Origin of the sequence: Candidatus Enterovibrio altilux, assembly GCF_002381345.1 — a bacterium.
GTDB lineage: Bacteria > Pseudomonadota > Gammaproteobacteria > Enterobacterales > Vibrionaceae > Enterovibrio > Enterovibrio altilux.
Window position 1 is genome coordinate 1,185,582 of the sequence record NZ_CP020660.1, and the last position, 15,584, is coordinate 1,201,165.

At 38.9% G+C, this 15,584-nt stretch carries 11 protein-coding genes, 1 tRNA gene and 3 pseudogenes; 13 read left to right on the forward strand and 2 right to left on the reverse strand.

The window, feature by feature from the left end:
• Window positions 1-27 precede the first annotated feature (27 nt).
• The 6 genes and pseudogenes from rpoD (at window position 28) to BTN50_RS05040 (ending at window position 5,637) form a co-directional block, all read left to right on the forward strand.
• The gene (gene rpoD, locus BTN50_RS05015; protein ID WP_096619249.1) at window positions 28-1,863 is read left to right on the forward strand and encodes an RNA polymerase sigma factor RpoD; all 1,836 of its coding nucleotides are present in this window, start codon (window positions 28-30) and stop codon (window positions 1,861-1,863) included.
• A 147-nt stretch (window positions 1,864-2,010) separates the two neighbouring features.
• Window positions 2,011-2,086: transfer RNA gene (locus tag BTN50_RS05020), tRNA-Ile, on the forward strand.
• Between the two features lie 238 nt (window positions 2,087-2,324).
• A pseudogene (locus tag BTN50_RS11140) lies at window positions 2,325-2,547 on the forward strand (transposase); the annotation flags it as partial.
• A gap of 536 nt (window positions 2,548-3,083) precedes the next feature.
• Window positions 3,084-3,890: a sulfite exporter TauE/SafE family protein gene (locus BTN50_RS05030; RefSeq protein WP_096619250.1), complete on the forward strand. Its 807-nt coding sequence runs from the start codon at window positions 3,084-3,086 to the stop codon at window positions 3,888-3,890.
• A 13-nt stretch (window positions 3,891-3,903) separates the two neighbouring features.
• Window positions 3,904-4,680 carry a prolipoprotein diacylglyceryl transferase gene (lgt, locus tag BTN50_RS05035; protein WP_096619251.1) on the forward strand — a complete coding sequence of 259 codons (777 nt, stop codon included), beginning with the start codon at window positions 3,904-3,906 and terminating at the stop codon, window positions 4,678-4,680.
• Between the two features lie 117 nt (window positions 4,681-4,797).
• On the forward strand, window positions 4,798-5,637 hold the full coding sequence (locus BTN50_RS05040) for a thymidylate synthase (protein ID WP_096619252.1): 840 nt from the start codon (window positions 4,798-4,800) through the stop codon (window positions 5,635-5,637).
• Window positions 5,638-6,016: 379 nt separating this feature from the next.
• Here the strand turns inward: BTN50_RS05040 and BTN50_RS11145 are convergent.
• Window positions 6,017-6,538 (reverse strand): annotated as a pseudogene (locus BTN50_RS11145) (transposase); the annotation flags it as partial.
• Between the two features lie 419 nt (window positions 6,539-6,957).
• Between BTN50_RS11145 and BTN50_RS05045 the strand changes: the two are divergent.
• From BTN50_RS05045 to BTN50_RS05075, 7 genes and pseudogenes are all read left to right on the forward strand, one after another.
• Window positions 6,958-7,833: pseudogene (locus BTN50_RS05045) on the forward strand (IS5 family transposase).
• 197 nt (window positions 7,834-8,030) lie between these two features.
• Window positions 8,031-10,373, forward strand: coding sequence for an LPS assembly protein LptD (lptD, locus tag BTN50_RS05050; RefSeq protein ID WP_096619253.1), 2,343 nt, complete (start codon window positions 8,031-8,033; stop codon window positions 10,371-10,373).
• Window positions 10,374-10,396: 23 nt separating this feature from the next.
• Complete coding sequence (gene surA / locus BTN50_RS05055) at window positions 10,397-11,695, forward strand: peptidylprolyl isomerase SurA (protein ID WP_150137178.1); 1,299 nt, start codon at window positions 10,397-10,399, stop codon at window positions 11,693-11,695.
• The gene (pdxA, locus tag BTN50_RS05060) at window positions 11,682-12,701 is read left to right on the forward strand and encodes a 4-hydroxythreonine-4-phosphate dehydrogenase PdxA (RefSeq protein WP_096619255.1); all 1,020 of its coding nucleotides are present in this window, start codon (window positions 11,682-11,684) and stop codon (window positions 12,699-12,701) included. The genes surA and pdxA overlap by 14 nt, the downstream gene beginning before the upstream one ends.
• The gene (gene rsmA, locus BTN50_RS05065) at window positions 12,691-13,497 is read left to right on the forward strand and encodes a 16S rRNA (adenine(1518)-N(6)/adenine(1519)-N(6))-dimethyltransferase RsmA (protein WP_096619256.1); all 807 of its coding nucleotides are present in this window, start codon (window positions 12,691-12,693) and stop codon (window positions 13,495-13,497) included. Before pdxA ends, rsmA begins: the two co-directional genes overlap by 11 nt.
• A gap of 17 nt (window positions 13,498-13,514) precedes the next feature.
• Window positions 13,515-13,889, forward strand: coding sequence for a Co2+/Mg2+ efflux protein ApaG (gene apaG / locus BTN50_RS05070; RefSeq protein ID WP_096619257.1), 375 nt, complete (start codon window positions 13,515-13,517; stop codon window positions 13,887-13,889).
• Window positions 13,890-13,898: 9 nt separating this feature from the next.
• Window positions 13,899-14,726, forward strand: a complete 828-nt coding sequence (locus tag BTN50_RS05075) for a symmetrical bis(5'-nucleosyl)-tetraphosphatase (protein WP_096619258.1) — start codon at window positions 13,899-13,901, stop codon at window positions 14,724-14,726.
• A gap of 21 nt (window positions 14,727-14,747) precedes the next feature.
• Here the strand turns inward: BTN50_RS05075 and folA are convergent, their stop codons facing one another.
• Window positions 14,748-15,227, reverse strand: coding sequence for a type 3 dihydrofolate reductase (gene folA / locus BTN50_RS05080; RefSeq protein WP_096619259.1), 480 nt, complete (start codon window positions 15,225-15,227; stop codon window positions 14,748-14,750).
• Window positions 15,228-15,584 lie beyond the last annotated feature (357 nt).

Here is a 15,584-nt window from a genome sequence, read left to right on the forward strand (position 1 = left end):
ACTCAGACCCGAAATTGGATATCGTCTATGGATCAAAATCCGCAGTCACAGTTAAAGTTGCTTGTTGTAAAAGGTAAAGAACAAGGTTATTTAACCTATGCAGAAGTTAATGACCACCTACCAGAAGATATTGTCGACTCTGACCAGATAGAAGATATCATTCAGATGATTAATGATATGGGTATTCAGGTAGTTGAAATTGCGCCTGATGCCGATGAGCTGATGATGTCTGAAACAGTCACCGATGAAGATGCTGTCGAAGCAGCAGCCGCCGCATTATCTAATGTTGAATCCGAAATAGGCCGCACAACAGACCCTGTTCGCATGTACATGCGTGAAATGGGCACTGTTGAGTTGCTTACTCGCGAAGGCGAAATTGACATTGCTAAACGCATTGAAGATGGTATTAATCAAGTACAGATTTCAGTTGCTGAGTATCCAGGTTCAATTGCATATCTTCTTGATCAATTTGATAAAGTTGAAGCAGAAGAACTACGCTTAACCGAGATTCTCTCTGGTTTTGTTGATCCAAGCCAAAAGGACATTGCTCCCACAGCAACGCACATTGGTTCAGAATTAAGCCAAGAAGAGCTGGAAGACGAAGACAAAGATAAAGATAAAGACAAGAATGACAACGAAGAGGAGAACACTGGTATTGATCCGGAGTTTGCTCGTGAGAAATTCACAGAACTTCGTGTGTCATACGCAAATATGCAAATAGCAATTCAAAAAAATGGACGTTTTCATGCAAAAACAGTAGGAGTAGTTTCGAAACTGTCTGAAGTATTCAAACAGTTCCGCTTGGTTCCTAAGCAATTTGACCGTCTGGTGAGCGAAATGCGCAAGACAATGGATCGTGTCCGCACGCAAGAGCGTCTTGTGATGCACCTATGTGTTAATCAAGCAAAAATATCAAAGAAAACCTTCGTTCAATTGTTTGCAGGTAACGAGTCATCTGACAGCTGGCTAGACAAGACATTTGCTTCTGAAAAACCTTACGCAGGGCGTCTGAAAGAGCACGAAGAAGACCTTCGTCGTTGTATACAAAAACTAAAGATTATCGAAGATGAAACTGGTCTGAATGTTGAGCGTATTAAAGACATAAGCCGTCGCATGTCAATTGGTGAAGCAAAAGCACGTCGTGCAAAGAAAGAAATGGTTGAAGCAAACTTACGTCTGGTTATCTCTATTGCGAAGAAATACACTAACCGAGGGCTACAGTTTTTGGATCTAATCCAAGAAGGTAACATTGGTCTCATGAAAGCAGTCGATAAATTCGAATACCGCCGTGGTTATAAATTTTCAACTTACGCAACGTGGTGGATCCGTCAGGCAATTACACGTTCTATTGCTGATCAGGCGCGTACTATTCGTATACCAGTTCACATGATTGAAACTATCAACAAATTGAATCGCATATCTCGTCAGATGCTTCAGGAGATGGGTCGTGAACCACTACCAGAAGAATTAGCAGAGCGTATGCAAATGCCAGAAGACAAAATCCGGAAGGTGCTGAAAATTGCTAAAGAACCAATCTCCATGGAAACACCAATCGGTGATGATGAAGATTCGCATTTAGGTGATTTCATCGAGGATACAGTTCTAGAGCTACCAATGGATTCAGCAACAATGAACAACCTACGTATGGCAACTAGCGAAGTTCTGGCTGGTTTAACACCACGTGAAGCTAAAGTCTTGCGTATGCGCTTTGGTATCGATATGAATACCGACCACACGTTAGAAGAAGTTGGTAAACAGTTTGACGTAACGCGTGAACGTATTCGTCAAATTGAAGCGAAGGCATTGCGCAAGCTGCGTCATCCAAGCCGCTCTGAAGTTCTGCGTAGTTTTTTAGACGAATAATTCATTTAATTGGAGTTTTAAAAATAGAAAGGCGAACTTAGTTCGCTTTTTTAACTAATTACGTTTAACTGATTTAAATTGTATCAATAAGGTAGTGGTTAACACTAGACATTCTATCTGTTTCTCCTTATAATCAATTACCTATAGGGCCCCTTAGCTCAGTGGTTAGAGCACTCGACTCATAATCGATTGGTCCCCAGTTCAAGTCTGGGAGGGGTCACCATCTATAGAAAGTGTTGAGTGATGATTAACTTTTCAGAACTTTCTGTAGATTTATTAGGCTGTTTTTTCTAAATAAAGGAACTAAATTATTATCTATATTCTAAACAGCTAACTTCACTTAAATATTCAGGTTTCTGCACAAGCTTCGCTACAAAGTAACCAACCGGAAGTAATATAATTAAGATTTAATCAATTGTGGCTTACTAACATCCTGAATTGATGAATAGACCATTTAGTGCTTAGCTATTGATTCTATGGGGCTCAAAGTCTACGGTGATGACGAATGAAAAGTAAAAAAGCCTGGTATTGATGGGGAAACGTCGAGTCTGACACAAGTTACATTTAGTGGTAGATATCAATACGCATGAAGTTATTGCTTCTGAGTTAAGTCTATCGAATGTGACTGATAGTGAAGTGCTACCTAACTTGCCCAAACAGACCAGCCTAAAAATCAATGAAATTATTAGGCGATGTTACTTGCGGCATCGAACAATATTATAATGATCATAAATGTTTCCTATAAGAGATGGCAATAATTTTAGTTAAAAAAACGTTTCGTAGGGACATTAATCCTAAGGGATCATAGTGCTAAGATTAGCGCAACGTATGCTATGATAAAAGCGTTGAAGATAGTGACAGAGCTAGGTATGCTTTAAATATAAACAATTGTTTAATAATGAATTATATTGGAAATTATTACTTGAACTTAAATTAGGAAACAAAGCAATAATCACCGGTCAGTGCGTGTGGTAAATTTTTTGATGATCCTATAGGCGTAAGGTGAATCGTAGGTATGGGTAAGCGTCAATTTAGTATGAATTCATGAAGCATTACTAAAATTACATATGTCCTTCGCCATATTCATTTTGGTGCATTGTAAAGCATGTTCATACGATGAGCAGTCTTTCATTGGCGAGTAATACTCGTTTGATATTGAAATATGTTTGGGGAAGTACAACCTGGGTGGTCTCATTTAAAAGTTAAATAGGAATACACGCATGTTAGATGCCACCTTGTGGCTTGTTATTGTCTGTTTAATGCTAGGCAGCGGTATAGGATTATTAGCGGGATTGTTAGGCATAGGCGGTGGCTTACTTATTGTGCCTGTGTTGTATATGTTATTGCCTGGGGTTGGGCTTTCTCCTTCGCTCACTATGCCGATGGCTATTGGAACCTCTTTAGCCAGTATAATTGTGACATCATCTTCTTCTGCTTTCTTGCATTATCAACTTGGTAATATTCAACTTTCTGCCATTAAAACTCTATTACCTGGCATATTAGTTGGTGGTTTTATGGGTAGCTGTATCGCCGACCAATTTTTAGCAGAGTATCTGCCTCGTGTCTTTGGTGTGATTGTATTGTTGCTGGCATTACAAATGATTTTACCATTAAGGATAAGAGTGGTTAGGTCTTTTCCTTCAGTGTTCAAAAATATCATGAACGGTGGCATTATAGGTGTGGTATCTAGTCTTATAGGTATCAGTGGTGGTGCGTTGACTGTGCCATATTTGAACTATTATGGTGTTGAAATGCGAAAAGCCATTGGTACTTCCTCTCTCTGTGGTGTATTTCTCTCAGTGTCAGGCATGACGGGTTTTGTCATTTTTGGTCTCTCAAAAGCGGAAATTTTACCTGATTATAGTGTCGGATACGTTTATTTACCTGCGTTGTTTAGTATTGTAAGCACCTCAGTACTAACAACAAAGTATGGCGCTAGACTGGCTTTGCGTTTGCCAACGCCGATAATTAAGCGTGTATTTGCTGTTTTTTTATTCCTCATGGGAGTGATGATGTTTTTAAGCTAAGGAAGACCACTTAATGTCTTTGATATTTCCCCAGATAGATCCTATTTTGATAACAATAGGTCCTATAGTTATTCGCTGGTACGCTTTGATGTATCTGGTTGGTTTTACTTTTACGCTATGGTTAGCAAAGCGTCATGCTGATAAATTGGATAATGATTGGACACGTGATCAAGTCAGTGATCTTCTGTTTGCTTGTTTTCTCGGAGTAATATTTGGTGGTCGCATTGGTTATGTCCTATTCTACCAATTGGACACCTTCCTTGCCAACCCACTATTCTTGTTTAAAATTTGGACGGGCGGTATGTCTTTCCATGGTGGACTTTTGGGGGTAATTATTGCAATCGCTTGGTATGCTTTCCGTACAAAACGTACTTTTTATATAGTTGCCGATTTTGTCGCACCCTTTGTGCCGTTTGGCTTAGGGGCAGGACGCCTAGGTAATTTTATGAATGGTGAGCTGTGGGGGCGAGTAACTGATGTACCTTGGGGCATGATTTTCCCAATGAGTGGGTTGCTTGTTCGACACCCTTCTCAACTCTACGAGTTCATGCTTGAGGGCGTAGTGCTCTTCTTTATTCTCAATTGGTTTATTCACAAGCCACGTCCAGTTGGTGCCATTTCTGGCTTGTTCCTTACGGGTTACGGTGTATTACGTTGTATTGTTGAATTTTATCGTGAGCCAGATGCGCATCTGGGTCTATTCGGAGATTGGATTAGCATGGGACAGATTTTGTCATTACCAATGATTATTTTTGGGGTAGGGCAGATCTTCTGGGCATATAGGCGTTAAAATGTCTCTTAAGTCACACAAGTCTAGATTTACATGACTGTCTTGTCTATAACTCTCCTTATGTCATTAAAATAATTGTTACGTTAAAAGGTGTGTGGGGTAGCGAAAGGAAATACCATGAAACAATATCTTGATTTGATGCAGGATATCATCGTCAATGGGAATGATAGGGATGATCGAACTGGAGTGGGTACACGTTCAGTTTTTGGTCGTCAATTACGTTTTGACCTCAGTGAAGGTTTTCCATTATTGACTACGAAGAAACTATATATATGTGCTATTATTCATGAATTGTTATGGTTTTTAAATGGTGAAACTAATATTCAATACCTGCAAGATAATAAAGTATCAATTTGGGATGCATGGGCAACAGAAGCTGGCGATTTAGGACCTGTATATGGTGCACAATGGCGTTCATGGGCATGCTCTGATGGCTCTACAATCGATCAAATTGCTGAACTCATAGTACAAATTAAGGTTACGCCCCATTCTCGCCGTCATATTGTTACGGCATGGAATCCTTCTCATCTTCCGGATGAAAGTATGGCATCACAGACAAATGTGGAGCAAGGACGAATGGCATTGGCGCCTTGCCACTGTTTATTTCAATTTTACGTGGCTGATCGCAAGCTGTCCTGCCAACTCTATCAGCGCAGCGCAGATTACTTTCTAGGTGTACCATTCAATATAGCAAGCTATGCGTTATTAACACACATGATCGCACAGCAGTGTGATTTGGACGTAGGTGATTTCATACACACTTTTGGTGACGTTCACTTATATGAAAACCATCTAACAGACGACATCGTGTACGAGCACCTTAAACGTACGCCTGGGCAAATCCCAATGTTGAAGATCCTCCGTCAACCTGATTCTATTTTTGATTATAGGTTCGAAGATTTTGTCATTGACGGCTACGAAGCGCAATCAGCAATAAGAGCGCCTATTGCGATTTGAACGTAGTTGTACTCAAGCAACGTGAAGACATAGGATTGAGAATTTGAAACTTATTATTCATTCTGGACGTCAAAAATACTGTATTTTAAAAAATTACAGTGTAGTCTCATTGACTTTTGGAGGAATCATTGTTTCTTAACTGCACATTCATCACTTTTTATAGTCATTCTGTTGAGTTGGTATGCGGGCTATAATAAGGAAATATGATGGCTAATATTGAGTGCATATGTTGCATTTTAGTGGAATTACTCAATAATATTCGTCTCATAGAGAATAATAGGTAGCTGATCAGCTGATAATAATTTTTTTTTAGCTTTTTGCAAAATAAGCTTTGTTTTTCAATGGGAGTTCAAATAGCAAGTCCCAATATGATTGACGCTTAAATGATCGCTTTTATTTTAGGGATACCGAACCTTATCAGCTTATTTAACGCTTTTGCTATGGCGTAAATTTCTCTAATTTGAGCATTGTAATTTCTTTAACTCAATGTTCCTCCGAAAAATTTTTTGACTCGAAATGTTACCGTTTCTGCTAGGGAACATTTATGGCAGTCATATCTTGTTTTCCAATTCTTATTTGAACCGTATAACTTCTGATAACTGGCTGCTAAATTTTCCGGATGCCTCGTTCCTAAAAGTTATTCCTTTTCTGGGTGGGATGGGTGGAACCGCTCGTTTAATCAGGACGGGTTCGTAAAGTTGTTTGGTGTCATAAGCACCATCGACTAATATTACCTTGATCTGCGGTGGGTCTTTTTGAGGAAGTTAGGTAGCACTTCACCGTCAGTCATATTTGATGCACTTAACTCAGTAGCAATGATTTCATGCGTATTTATATTTACCGCTAAATGTAACTTGCGCTAAATTCGCTATTTTTCATCAATGCCATGTTTTTTGACTTTTCTTTAGCCTGCATCCTAGGTTTTTAGCCCTATAAAATTAATAGTTAAGTGCTGGATGTTTTCTTCATCACTTTAAAATAGTAGTGAGCCAGGATTGATTAAAGCTTGATGACATTGCTCCAATTAGTGTTTTGTAGAGAAGTTTATTTATAAATCTGAATATTGAAGTGAGCTTAGCTGTTTAAAGCATGGATTGAAAATTTAGTTCCCTGATTTAGAAAATAAAGCCAGTTACCATAAAGGTTCTCTAGCAGAGACAGTAATGGTTCGAGTTAAAAAGTTACTAGGAGGGACATTGAGTCTAAGGGAGCACACACTTAGATTGGCGAAGCCTACGCCATAATAAAAGCGTTAAGTAAGCTGAGAGAACTAGATATGTCTAATAGTTAATTATGTTGGTATTTACTATTTGAACTCGAATTAGAAAGCACAGCTGCAATATAATCAATTGTCGCTCACTAACATTCTGGATTAATGAAGAATTCATTTAGCTATGGAATGAAGTAAAGCAGAGTCATCATGGGAGACTTCATTTATTTAGTGACTCAGCTATTACAACGGTTTTCATGGTGAAGCATGTATTTTTAATGCTATTGAGAGGTTTGCAAAGAGTCATTAAATTTGTTTAATTATTGTTTTTATACCCTCACTACTTATGCATTAGCAAGTGAGCCCAAATGGCTTAACGTCGAGTTCAAGACGCAGATTAAAGGAACCATCGAGCACAGAACCAGTGATTTTACAGGCTTACAGTCTACGGTGATGGCTAATAGCAAGTAAAAAGCAGGGCATTAATCGAAAACAGAGAGTGTGGTGCAAGTTACGTCTAGCAGTAAATATAAATACGCATGGAATAATTGCTGCTGAGTTAAGTGCATCAAATGTGGTGGATGGTGAAGTGCTACCTAACTGATTTAAATAGAGTAGCTTAAAATTAATAAAACATTAGTTGATGAAGCTTGTGACACCAGAGAATGTGATGTAACCGTTCGGATTAAACGAGTGGTTCTACTTATATCATCAAGAAAAGGAGCAACTTTTAGGAAACGAGGTTAACCGTATAATTGAGCGGTTAGTTACCAGAAGTTATATGATTCAAATTAATATTGTAAAACGCGGCATCGTTACCATAAACGTTCCTGATGAGAGACGGCAATGTCTCAGTTTAAAAACTATTTGTAGGGACATTGAGCTTAAGGAATCATAATACTCAGATTAGCGAGACCGACGCCATCATGAAAGCGTTAAATAAGTTGATAGAGCTAGGTATGCTTAAAATGAAAGATATTGTTTAATAGTGAATCATGTTGGGGTTTGCTATCTGGACTCGAATGAGGAAATAAAGCTTGTATTGTGTATAAACAAGTACCACGCGATAGTTTGTGAATGTGACTGATTTGCATTACGATACTCCATATTTATTAGCAAAATTGCGAGGGTGCAGCGCAAGAGTATATCAGTGCTGTAAATCAACAACAGGATTGAGTGTTTCATGTCGCTGATTGGAAGAAAATTTTTATCTACCATATTATACTTTATTCTATACGGTCCAGTCATGGCAGAAGAGAGTCCTGTTGCACAAGATAGTCAAGAATCACTGCAAATCCCGACAGACACTTGTCTCACGCCAGAGTATCTGTGTATCACCAGAAAAGAGTACGCTGATGACATTAAGAACGCACTCGTAACCATTGTGGCTGATCATGTTGAAGCCAAAGCTAATGAAAAAGCAATTTATCGTGGTGATGTAGTGGTTACTCAAAGCCATCGCATCATTAAATCTGATGTTGTCACGTTACGTCAGCCTGATAATATTGTTATGGCTGAAGGCAACGTTTATTTTTATGATGGTGAAATGACAGTGTCTGGTAAATTCTTACAAAGTAATCTGAATACCACAGAGACCACGTTACTTGATGCCCAGTATAAAATGATGTGTCAGCCAGGAAGAGGGCAAGCTAAATACATTTTTAAAAATGGCACCGCCTTCTATGAGTTAGAAGACGGTACATACACCACATGTCCAGATAATGATAACAGTTGGTATCTTAGTGCAGGGAGCATTACAAAAGAAAATGGTAATATTTTCGCTGATTTGTATCACGCTCAATTTAATGTGTTTGATATTCCCATTGCCTACCTCCCTTATTTACGTGTGCCCGTTGAAGATGGTAACTTAACCGGTTTTTTATATCCGTTAATCAGTTGGCATAAAAAGGACGGTGTGACATTATCGACGCCCTTTTATTGGAACATTCACCCTCAGACAGATATGCTCATCACACCGAAATACATGTTTAACCGGGGTTCATTTTTAAGAATTGAACCTCGTTATTTGATTGAAGATGGTAGAGGTTCAATGGTGTTCGAATACATGGGGCAAGACGATTTTTACACTACATACAATAAAAGTTGGGGATTCCATTGGCAGCATTTTGGTATTCGAGAACATTGGAAGTATAATGTTAATTATAGTAAGAGTAGTGATATTAACTATTTTTCACGGAACACAGATTCACGTATTAGTCACCGTGAAAATCATGCCCTATTACAAACAGGTAATGTGTCTTACCGCGCTAAAAATTGGGATAGCATCTTAAGTGTCAAAAATTTTCAATCGCTGATGAATAATAGGCCTGTATATCGCTTGTTGCCACAATTAACAGTAAACTATTATTTCCCTGAACTGGGTTATGGTTTGGATTTTTCAATGCAAAGCCAAATCAGTAAATTTATTACTGATGATGACAGTAAACCTGATGCCACGCGCATTAATCTAGAACCAACACTGACTTTACCGTATCACTTGCCTTGGTTAAGCGCGGAGGCAGAAGGCAAAGTGTTTTATTCGTATTTTAACCAAACAAATATAGATCGTGTAACGAATAATAATGGCATGTTAAAGTCAAATGTGTCCCGCGTAATCCCGATGGTCAAGCTGAATTCAGTGGTTATTCTTGAACGTGATGCGTTAATTTGGGGTAACAATTACACGCAAACTTTAGAGCCTCAGGTTCAATATCTCTATATTAAAGATATTGATCAAAGTGGGATCTATAATCCTATGGATTATTCCTACGGGGGGTACGACACAGCGCGTCTACTAACTGGCTACTACAGTTTATTTCGTGCCAATCAATTTAGTGGTGGTGATTACATCAACCCTGCAAATCAATTTACTATAGGTGCAGCCTCACGCTTTTATGATGACTTTTATAAAGAACGCTTTAACATCGCTGTTGGCCAGACCTATTATCTTGACCGCACAGATAGTGGTGCAGATAACATGATTAATGATGTAGCATGGGCCGCGGAGACAGAGTTTAACTTTAATGATAAATTATTTGTTCGTGGTACAGCAGAATATGAAAGAAACCTTAATAATTTACTGTTTGGTAATGTCACGTTAGAATACCGTAAAGGCAGCTTCTTCGCTCAAACACATTACCGTTACGTATCAAAAAATTATATTTCCAACACTATTGGTGCTGATTATCTGAACTTGACCACGGTAGATGGCATTTCTCAAGTAGGTTTAGTGACAGGCTTTCCATTGGGTAAAGGCGTAAGTTTTCAAACACAGCATTTCCATGATCTTACTCAAGATCTTACGTTAGCAAAACAATTCGGCTTGACTTATCAATCCGCATGTTTCGTTATTGGCTTGTATTACAATAAGTCTTTACTCTCTCGTAGCAGCATTAATGACCCTGCAAAATATGACAGTAGGGTTTACTTCTCTCTCAGCTTCTTAGGATTGGGCAGAGAATTTGACTACAGACCTGTAAAGGGTAACGTGCTGGGACACCGCCATCCATTCGGGTTAAAGAATTAATGAATAAATTTTTAAACAAAAAAATGAATAAATGGATGAAAAATTTACTGGTTGCAGCATTCTCTATCTGTTCATTATCTGTTTCAGCCTCCATAGAGGAGCTAGATCGCGTCATGATAGTAGTTAATGAGGGCGTTATTCTTTTAAGTGATATTAAGGCATTAAAAAAAACAATTCTTCTTAATACAAAAACTGAAAATCTGCCACCAGACAATGTGCTTAAACAGCAAATATTAGATCAACTCATCCTTGAAGAGTTGCAGTTACAGGAAGCAAAACGTCTAGGTATTCGTATTGATGACACGCATTTAGAGCAAGCAACTGAAAACATTTTGAAAGAACAAAATAAATCTTTAAAACAGCTGCGAAACGAACTAGCAGTAATTGGTATGTCTTGGTCGCAATACAGAGATCAAATACGTAGAGGGATGATCATTAATGAAGTAAGAAACGTACAGGTACGTCGTCGCATTAGTATTTTACCGCAAAATGTAGCGTCTCTTGCATCACAACTTAACGCTAAAAATCGCGAAACAGTGGAATACCGCTTAAGCCATATTCAACTTCAATTAGATGAAGATGCAGATAAAAAAGAACAAGATGCTGTTGCTACTCATGCAAAGCGAATTGTCACTGAACTTATGGCTGGTAGAGATTTTTCAACATTAGCACGAGTAAGCTCAAAAGGTCCAAAAGCATTGGGTGGTGGAGACTGGGGATGGATGCGTCTTGAAGAAATGCCAACCATTTTTTCCGATCAAATTGAAAATAATGTGAAAGGGTCCATCATAGGTCCTTACCGCAGCAGTGTGGGTTATCATATTATTAAAATTTTTGACACCAGAGGTCTTCAAACGCATGTGGTCACTGAAACAAAGGTTCGCCATATTCTCATTAAAACTTCTATTATTTTAAGTGATGCAGGTGCAAAATACCAACTCCAATTGATTGCTCAACAAATCAAAAACGGTGATAAAACGTTCGAAGAGTTGGCTGAACAGTATAGTGCTGATTTTGGCTCTGCTGTTATCGGTGGAAACTTAGGCTGGCAAGCACCAGAAATTTATATCCCTGAGTTTAAAGATAAAATCGATACCCTATTAAAAGGTGAAATAAGTGAGCCGTTTAAAACAGAGTATGGTTGGCATATTGCAGAAGTACTTGACCGCCGACAAGCAGACTACACAAATACTGAAATGCAAAATCGAGCGTATCGTATGCTGCTCAATCGTAAATTTAACGAAGAGGCTCAAGCTTGGCTTCAAGAGCTTCGCGCAGGTGCATATGTAGAACAAGTAGGTAATCTCGATGAAAATAGTTAACACTCAGCGTGAAAAGAGCATTCAGCGGATAGCTATTACCCCCGGAGAACCAGCAGGAATTGGACCGGATTTAGTCCTTGCACTGATTCATTATGCTTGGTCTCATCAATTAGTTATCTGTGCGAACAAAGAAATGTTAATGGAGCGTGCAAAACTACTTGGCATTCATGCTAAATTTGAAGATTATAATCCGACGGCTTTACCTACACTTCATTCATCTGGAATACTGGTTGTGTGTGATACCGCATTAGATACTACCGTCATTGCTGGTGAATTGAATGAAACTAATGGTAACTATGTTTTAAGTACACTCAAGAGAGCTGCAGAAGGCAATATGCAGGGTGAATTTGCTGCTATTGTTACGGGCCCTGTACATAAAGGCATTATTAATCGTTCTGGAATTTTTTTTAGTGGTCATACGGAGTTTTTTGCTCATTACACTAACGTGCCACAAGTAGTTATGATGCTGGCAACTGAAGGTCTGCGGGTCGCGCTTGTTACTACTCATATACCACTCTCCTACGTCTCTAAAGCTATTACGGAAGAGCGTCTATTTCGAGTTATCCGCATCTTGCATGATGACTTAATTTTAAAATTCGGTATGGTTGAACCAAAAATTTTTGTATGTGGTTTGAACCCTCACGCCGGTGAAGATGGTTACTTGGGCAACGAAGAAAGGGATGTGATTGAACCAGCACTTGATAAACTACGTGAGCAAGGGATAAATTTAGTGGGACCTTTACCCGCAGATACCCTTTTTCAAGACAAATACCTAAAAGAAGCAGATGTTGTGTTAGCTATGTATCATGATCAGGGTTTGCCTGTGTTAAAATTTAAAGGGTTCAGAAAGTCAGTCAATATTACTCTGGGACTGCCTTTTATTCGAACCTCTGTGGATCACGGTACCGCATTGGATTTAGCTGGTACAGGAACGGCGGATACTGGAAGCATGAGGACAGCGCTTTCTCTCGCCATTGAATTAGTAGATAAAAAGCATGTCCCATAATGTTTACTTAGGTCACCGTGCACGTAAGCGTTTTGGCCAAAATTTTTTGCATGATCCGTATATTATTGATGAGATTGTAACAGCTATCCATCCACTAGCAGGCGAAAATTTCGTAGAGATTGGCTCTGGTCTTGGTGCACTGACTGAGCCAATTGCACGTGAAGTCGACAGAATGAGTGTTATTGAGCTTGATCGTGATCTCGCAGAACGTCTGCGGCGGCATCCTGAGTTCTCAAGTAAGCTGACAATTTACGAAACTGATGCGATGCAGTTTGACTTTCAAGAGCTATCGTCTCCAGGAAACTTACTGCGTATTTTTGGCAACCTACCATATAACATATCAACACCACTGATGTTCCACCTTTTTACCTTCATGGATGCCGTGAAAGACATGCATTTTATGCTACAAAAAGAACTGGTGAAGCGTTTAGCTGCAGGCCCAAATTGTAAGGCTTATGGTCGTTTGACCGTAATGGCTCAATATTACTGTAAAGTTATTCCGGTATTAGCAGTGCCTCCATCCTCTTTTATCCCATCACCTAAAGTTGACTCAGTAGTGGTTCGCTTTATTCCCCACAAAGAACTTCCATACCCAGCTACTAGCTTGAAATGGCTTGAGCGAGTATGCCGTGAAGGTTTCAATCAACGTCGTAAAACAGTTCGTAATTGCTTTAAAACATTGATTGATATTGATATTTTGACGACTTTGGGCATTGATTTTACCGTGCGTCCAGAGAATCTTACATTGGCTCAGTTTGTGACACTAGCAAACTGGATGGATGCAAATAACCAATAAAAGGATATGTTACCAGGATGGTCAACAAAAATTTTACAATTCGAGCTGTAACACATTACATTGTAGAACAATCTGAGCCGAATAAAAAACGTTATGTGTTTTCTTATACGGTTACCATCGAAAATAATGGTAACCGTAACACTCAGCTATTACGTCGTAAGTGGTTAGTAACTGATGCAAATGGAAAAAAATTAGTGATTGCAGGGGAAGGAGTTGTGGGTGAACAGCCTCATATTAATGCTGGTAAAGAATACACATATACCAGCGGCACTATTATTGAAACACCTGTTGGTGTTATGCAAGGAGCTTACTCAATGCAATATGAGAATAAACTACCTTTCGAAATTGAAATTTACCCGTTCCGCCTTGCCTTACCTAACATCCTGCACTAAGTGAATGTAGTGGCAATTTATCTGGTTGGTGATATTCAAGGCTGCTATGATAGTCTGTGTGTTCTTTTAGACATGGCTGCATTCAATCCTCAGCACGATCATTTATATGTCACAGGAGATCTCGTTGCCCGAGGCCCTGATTCTCTCGCCACTTTACGTTTCATGCAAGAACTAGGTGAACATGGCCATACGGTCTTGGGTAACCATGACCTTCACCTTCTGGCCGTTGCAAAAGGCATAATGAGACCTAAAGCAAGAGATAAGATCCGCGCAATATTAGACGCACCAGATCGTGAAAAATTGCTGCAGTGGCTTCGTCATCAACCGTTATTAATTCACAACGAAACAAAAAATGAAACCGCATCTGGCTTTGTGATTACACATGCAGGTATTCCTCCCCATTGGACAGTAAGGGAAGCCAAACAAAGTGCGCGCGACGTTGAAGCAATCCTTCACAGTGATCGCTACCTTTGGCTGCTTCAAAATATGTATTCTGACGAACCTTCTATGTGGTCTTCTTCCTTAGAAGGCATAGAATATTATCGCTATACCATAAATGCATTTACACGCATGCGTTTTTTAACAATGTCCGGAAACTTAGATATGGCATGTAAACTGTCACCCGATAAAATGAGTGACGAAAATCTTGTACCTTGGTTCGCGGCTAAACGACGTGAAACTATAAAAGAAACAATAATTTTTGGTCATTGGGCAGCACTCGGAGGTATTTTTCAAAATAATTTTCTTGGTTTGGATACTGGCTGTGTTTGGGGAGGTTCTCTCACCATGGTAAGGTGGGAAGATGGACAAAAATTTAATCTTTCTTGCCCAGTTTAGGTATAAATTATACTAGCTGCGTTAGCGATCTAACACCACAAACTTCATATTGAACTGATTAAGTTCATCAGCCTTATAATGTTCTGAATGGCTGATACTCCATCCTGCTTGCCAGTCGGGAAACTGTGTGTCACCCTCAATATCGGCATCAATAAATGTAAGATATAAGCGATTAGCACGGGGTAAAATCGCAGTATAAATAGTTTCACCTCCTATAATCACCATTTCTTCAACACCAGCCACAAGTGTACAGGCATCATTAATGCTCATCACGCTTTCCACACCGTCAGCTGACCAGCCACTATTTAGACTCATTACAATATTACGCCTTTCTGGTAATGGACGACCAATAGATTCATATGTTTTACGACCCATGATGATGGGCCTTCCTAACGTATTGCGCTTAAACCAACTAAAGTCGGCCGGTAAGTACCAAGGTATTGCATTATTTTTTCCAATAACTCTGCCTTTTGTCATCGCCGCAATCATGCTAATTTTCATCGTGAATAGTGTCTCTTCATTGTTGAAATTTTGTGTTTTTTAGTATCAGATGCTGAGTGTGTATTCAGTAAGTTGATTGTAGTTTAAAGGTTATATTTTTATTCAATAAATGTACCAATGACTTTGTCATGCATCTTTGTGAATTTTAAAGATCGAATTATTTTTTATTTAGCTATTGTAAGTGAGTGCGTATGATCAAACTTACTTTCTTAGTGCGTGGCGCATAGAACATATATCAACAATTTATTTATTCTTGGGAAGAATATCGGACACATTAAAGCTATCAATAAATCAGAATGCAATTCTGAATTTTGAGAAATTCTTAATAAGGATATTGAATAATTTTTTCAATTTAGG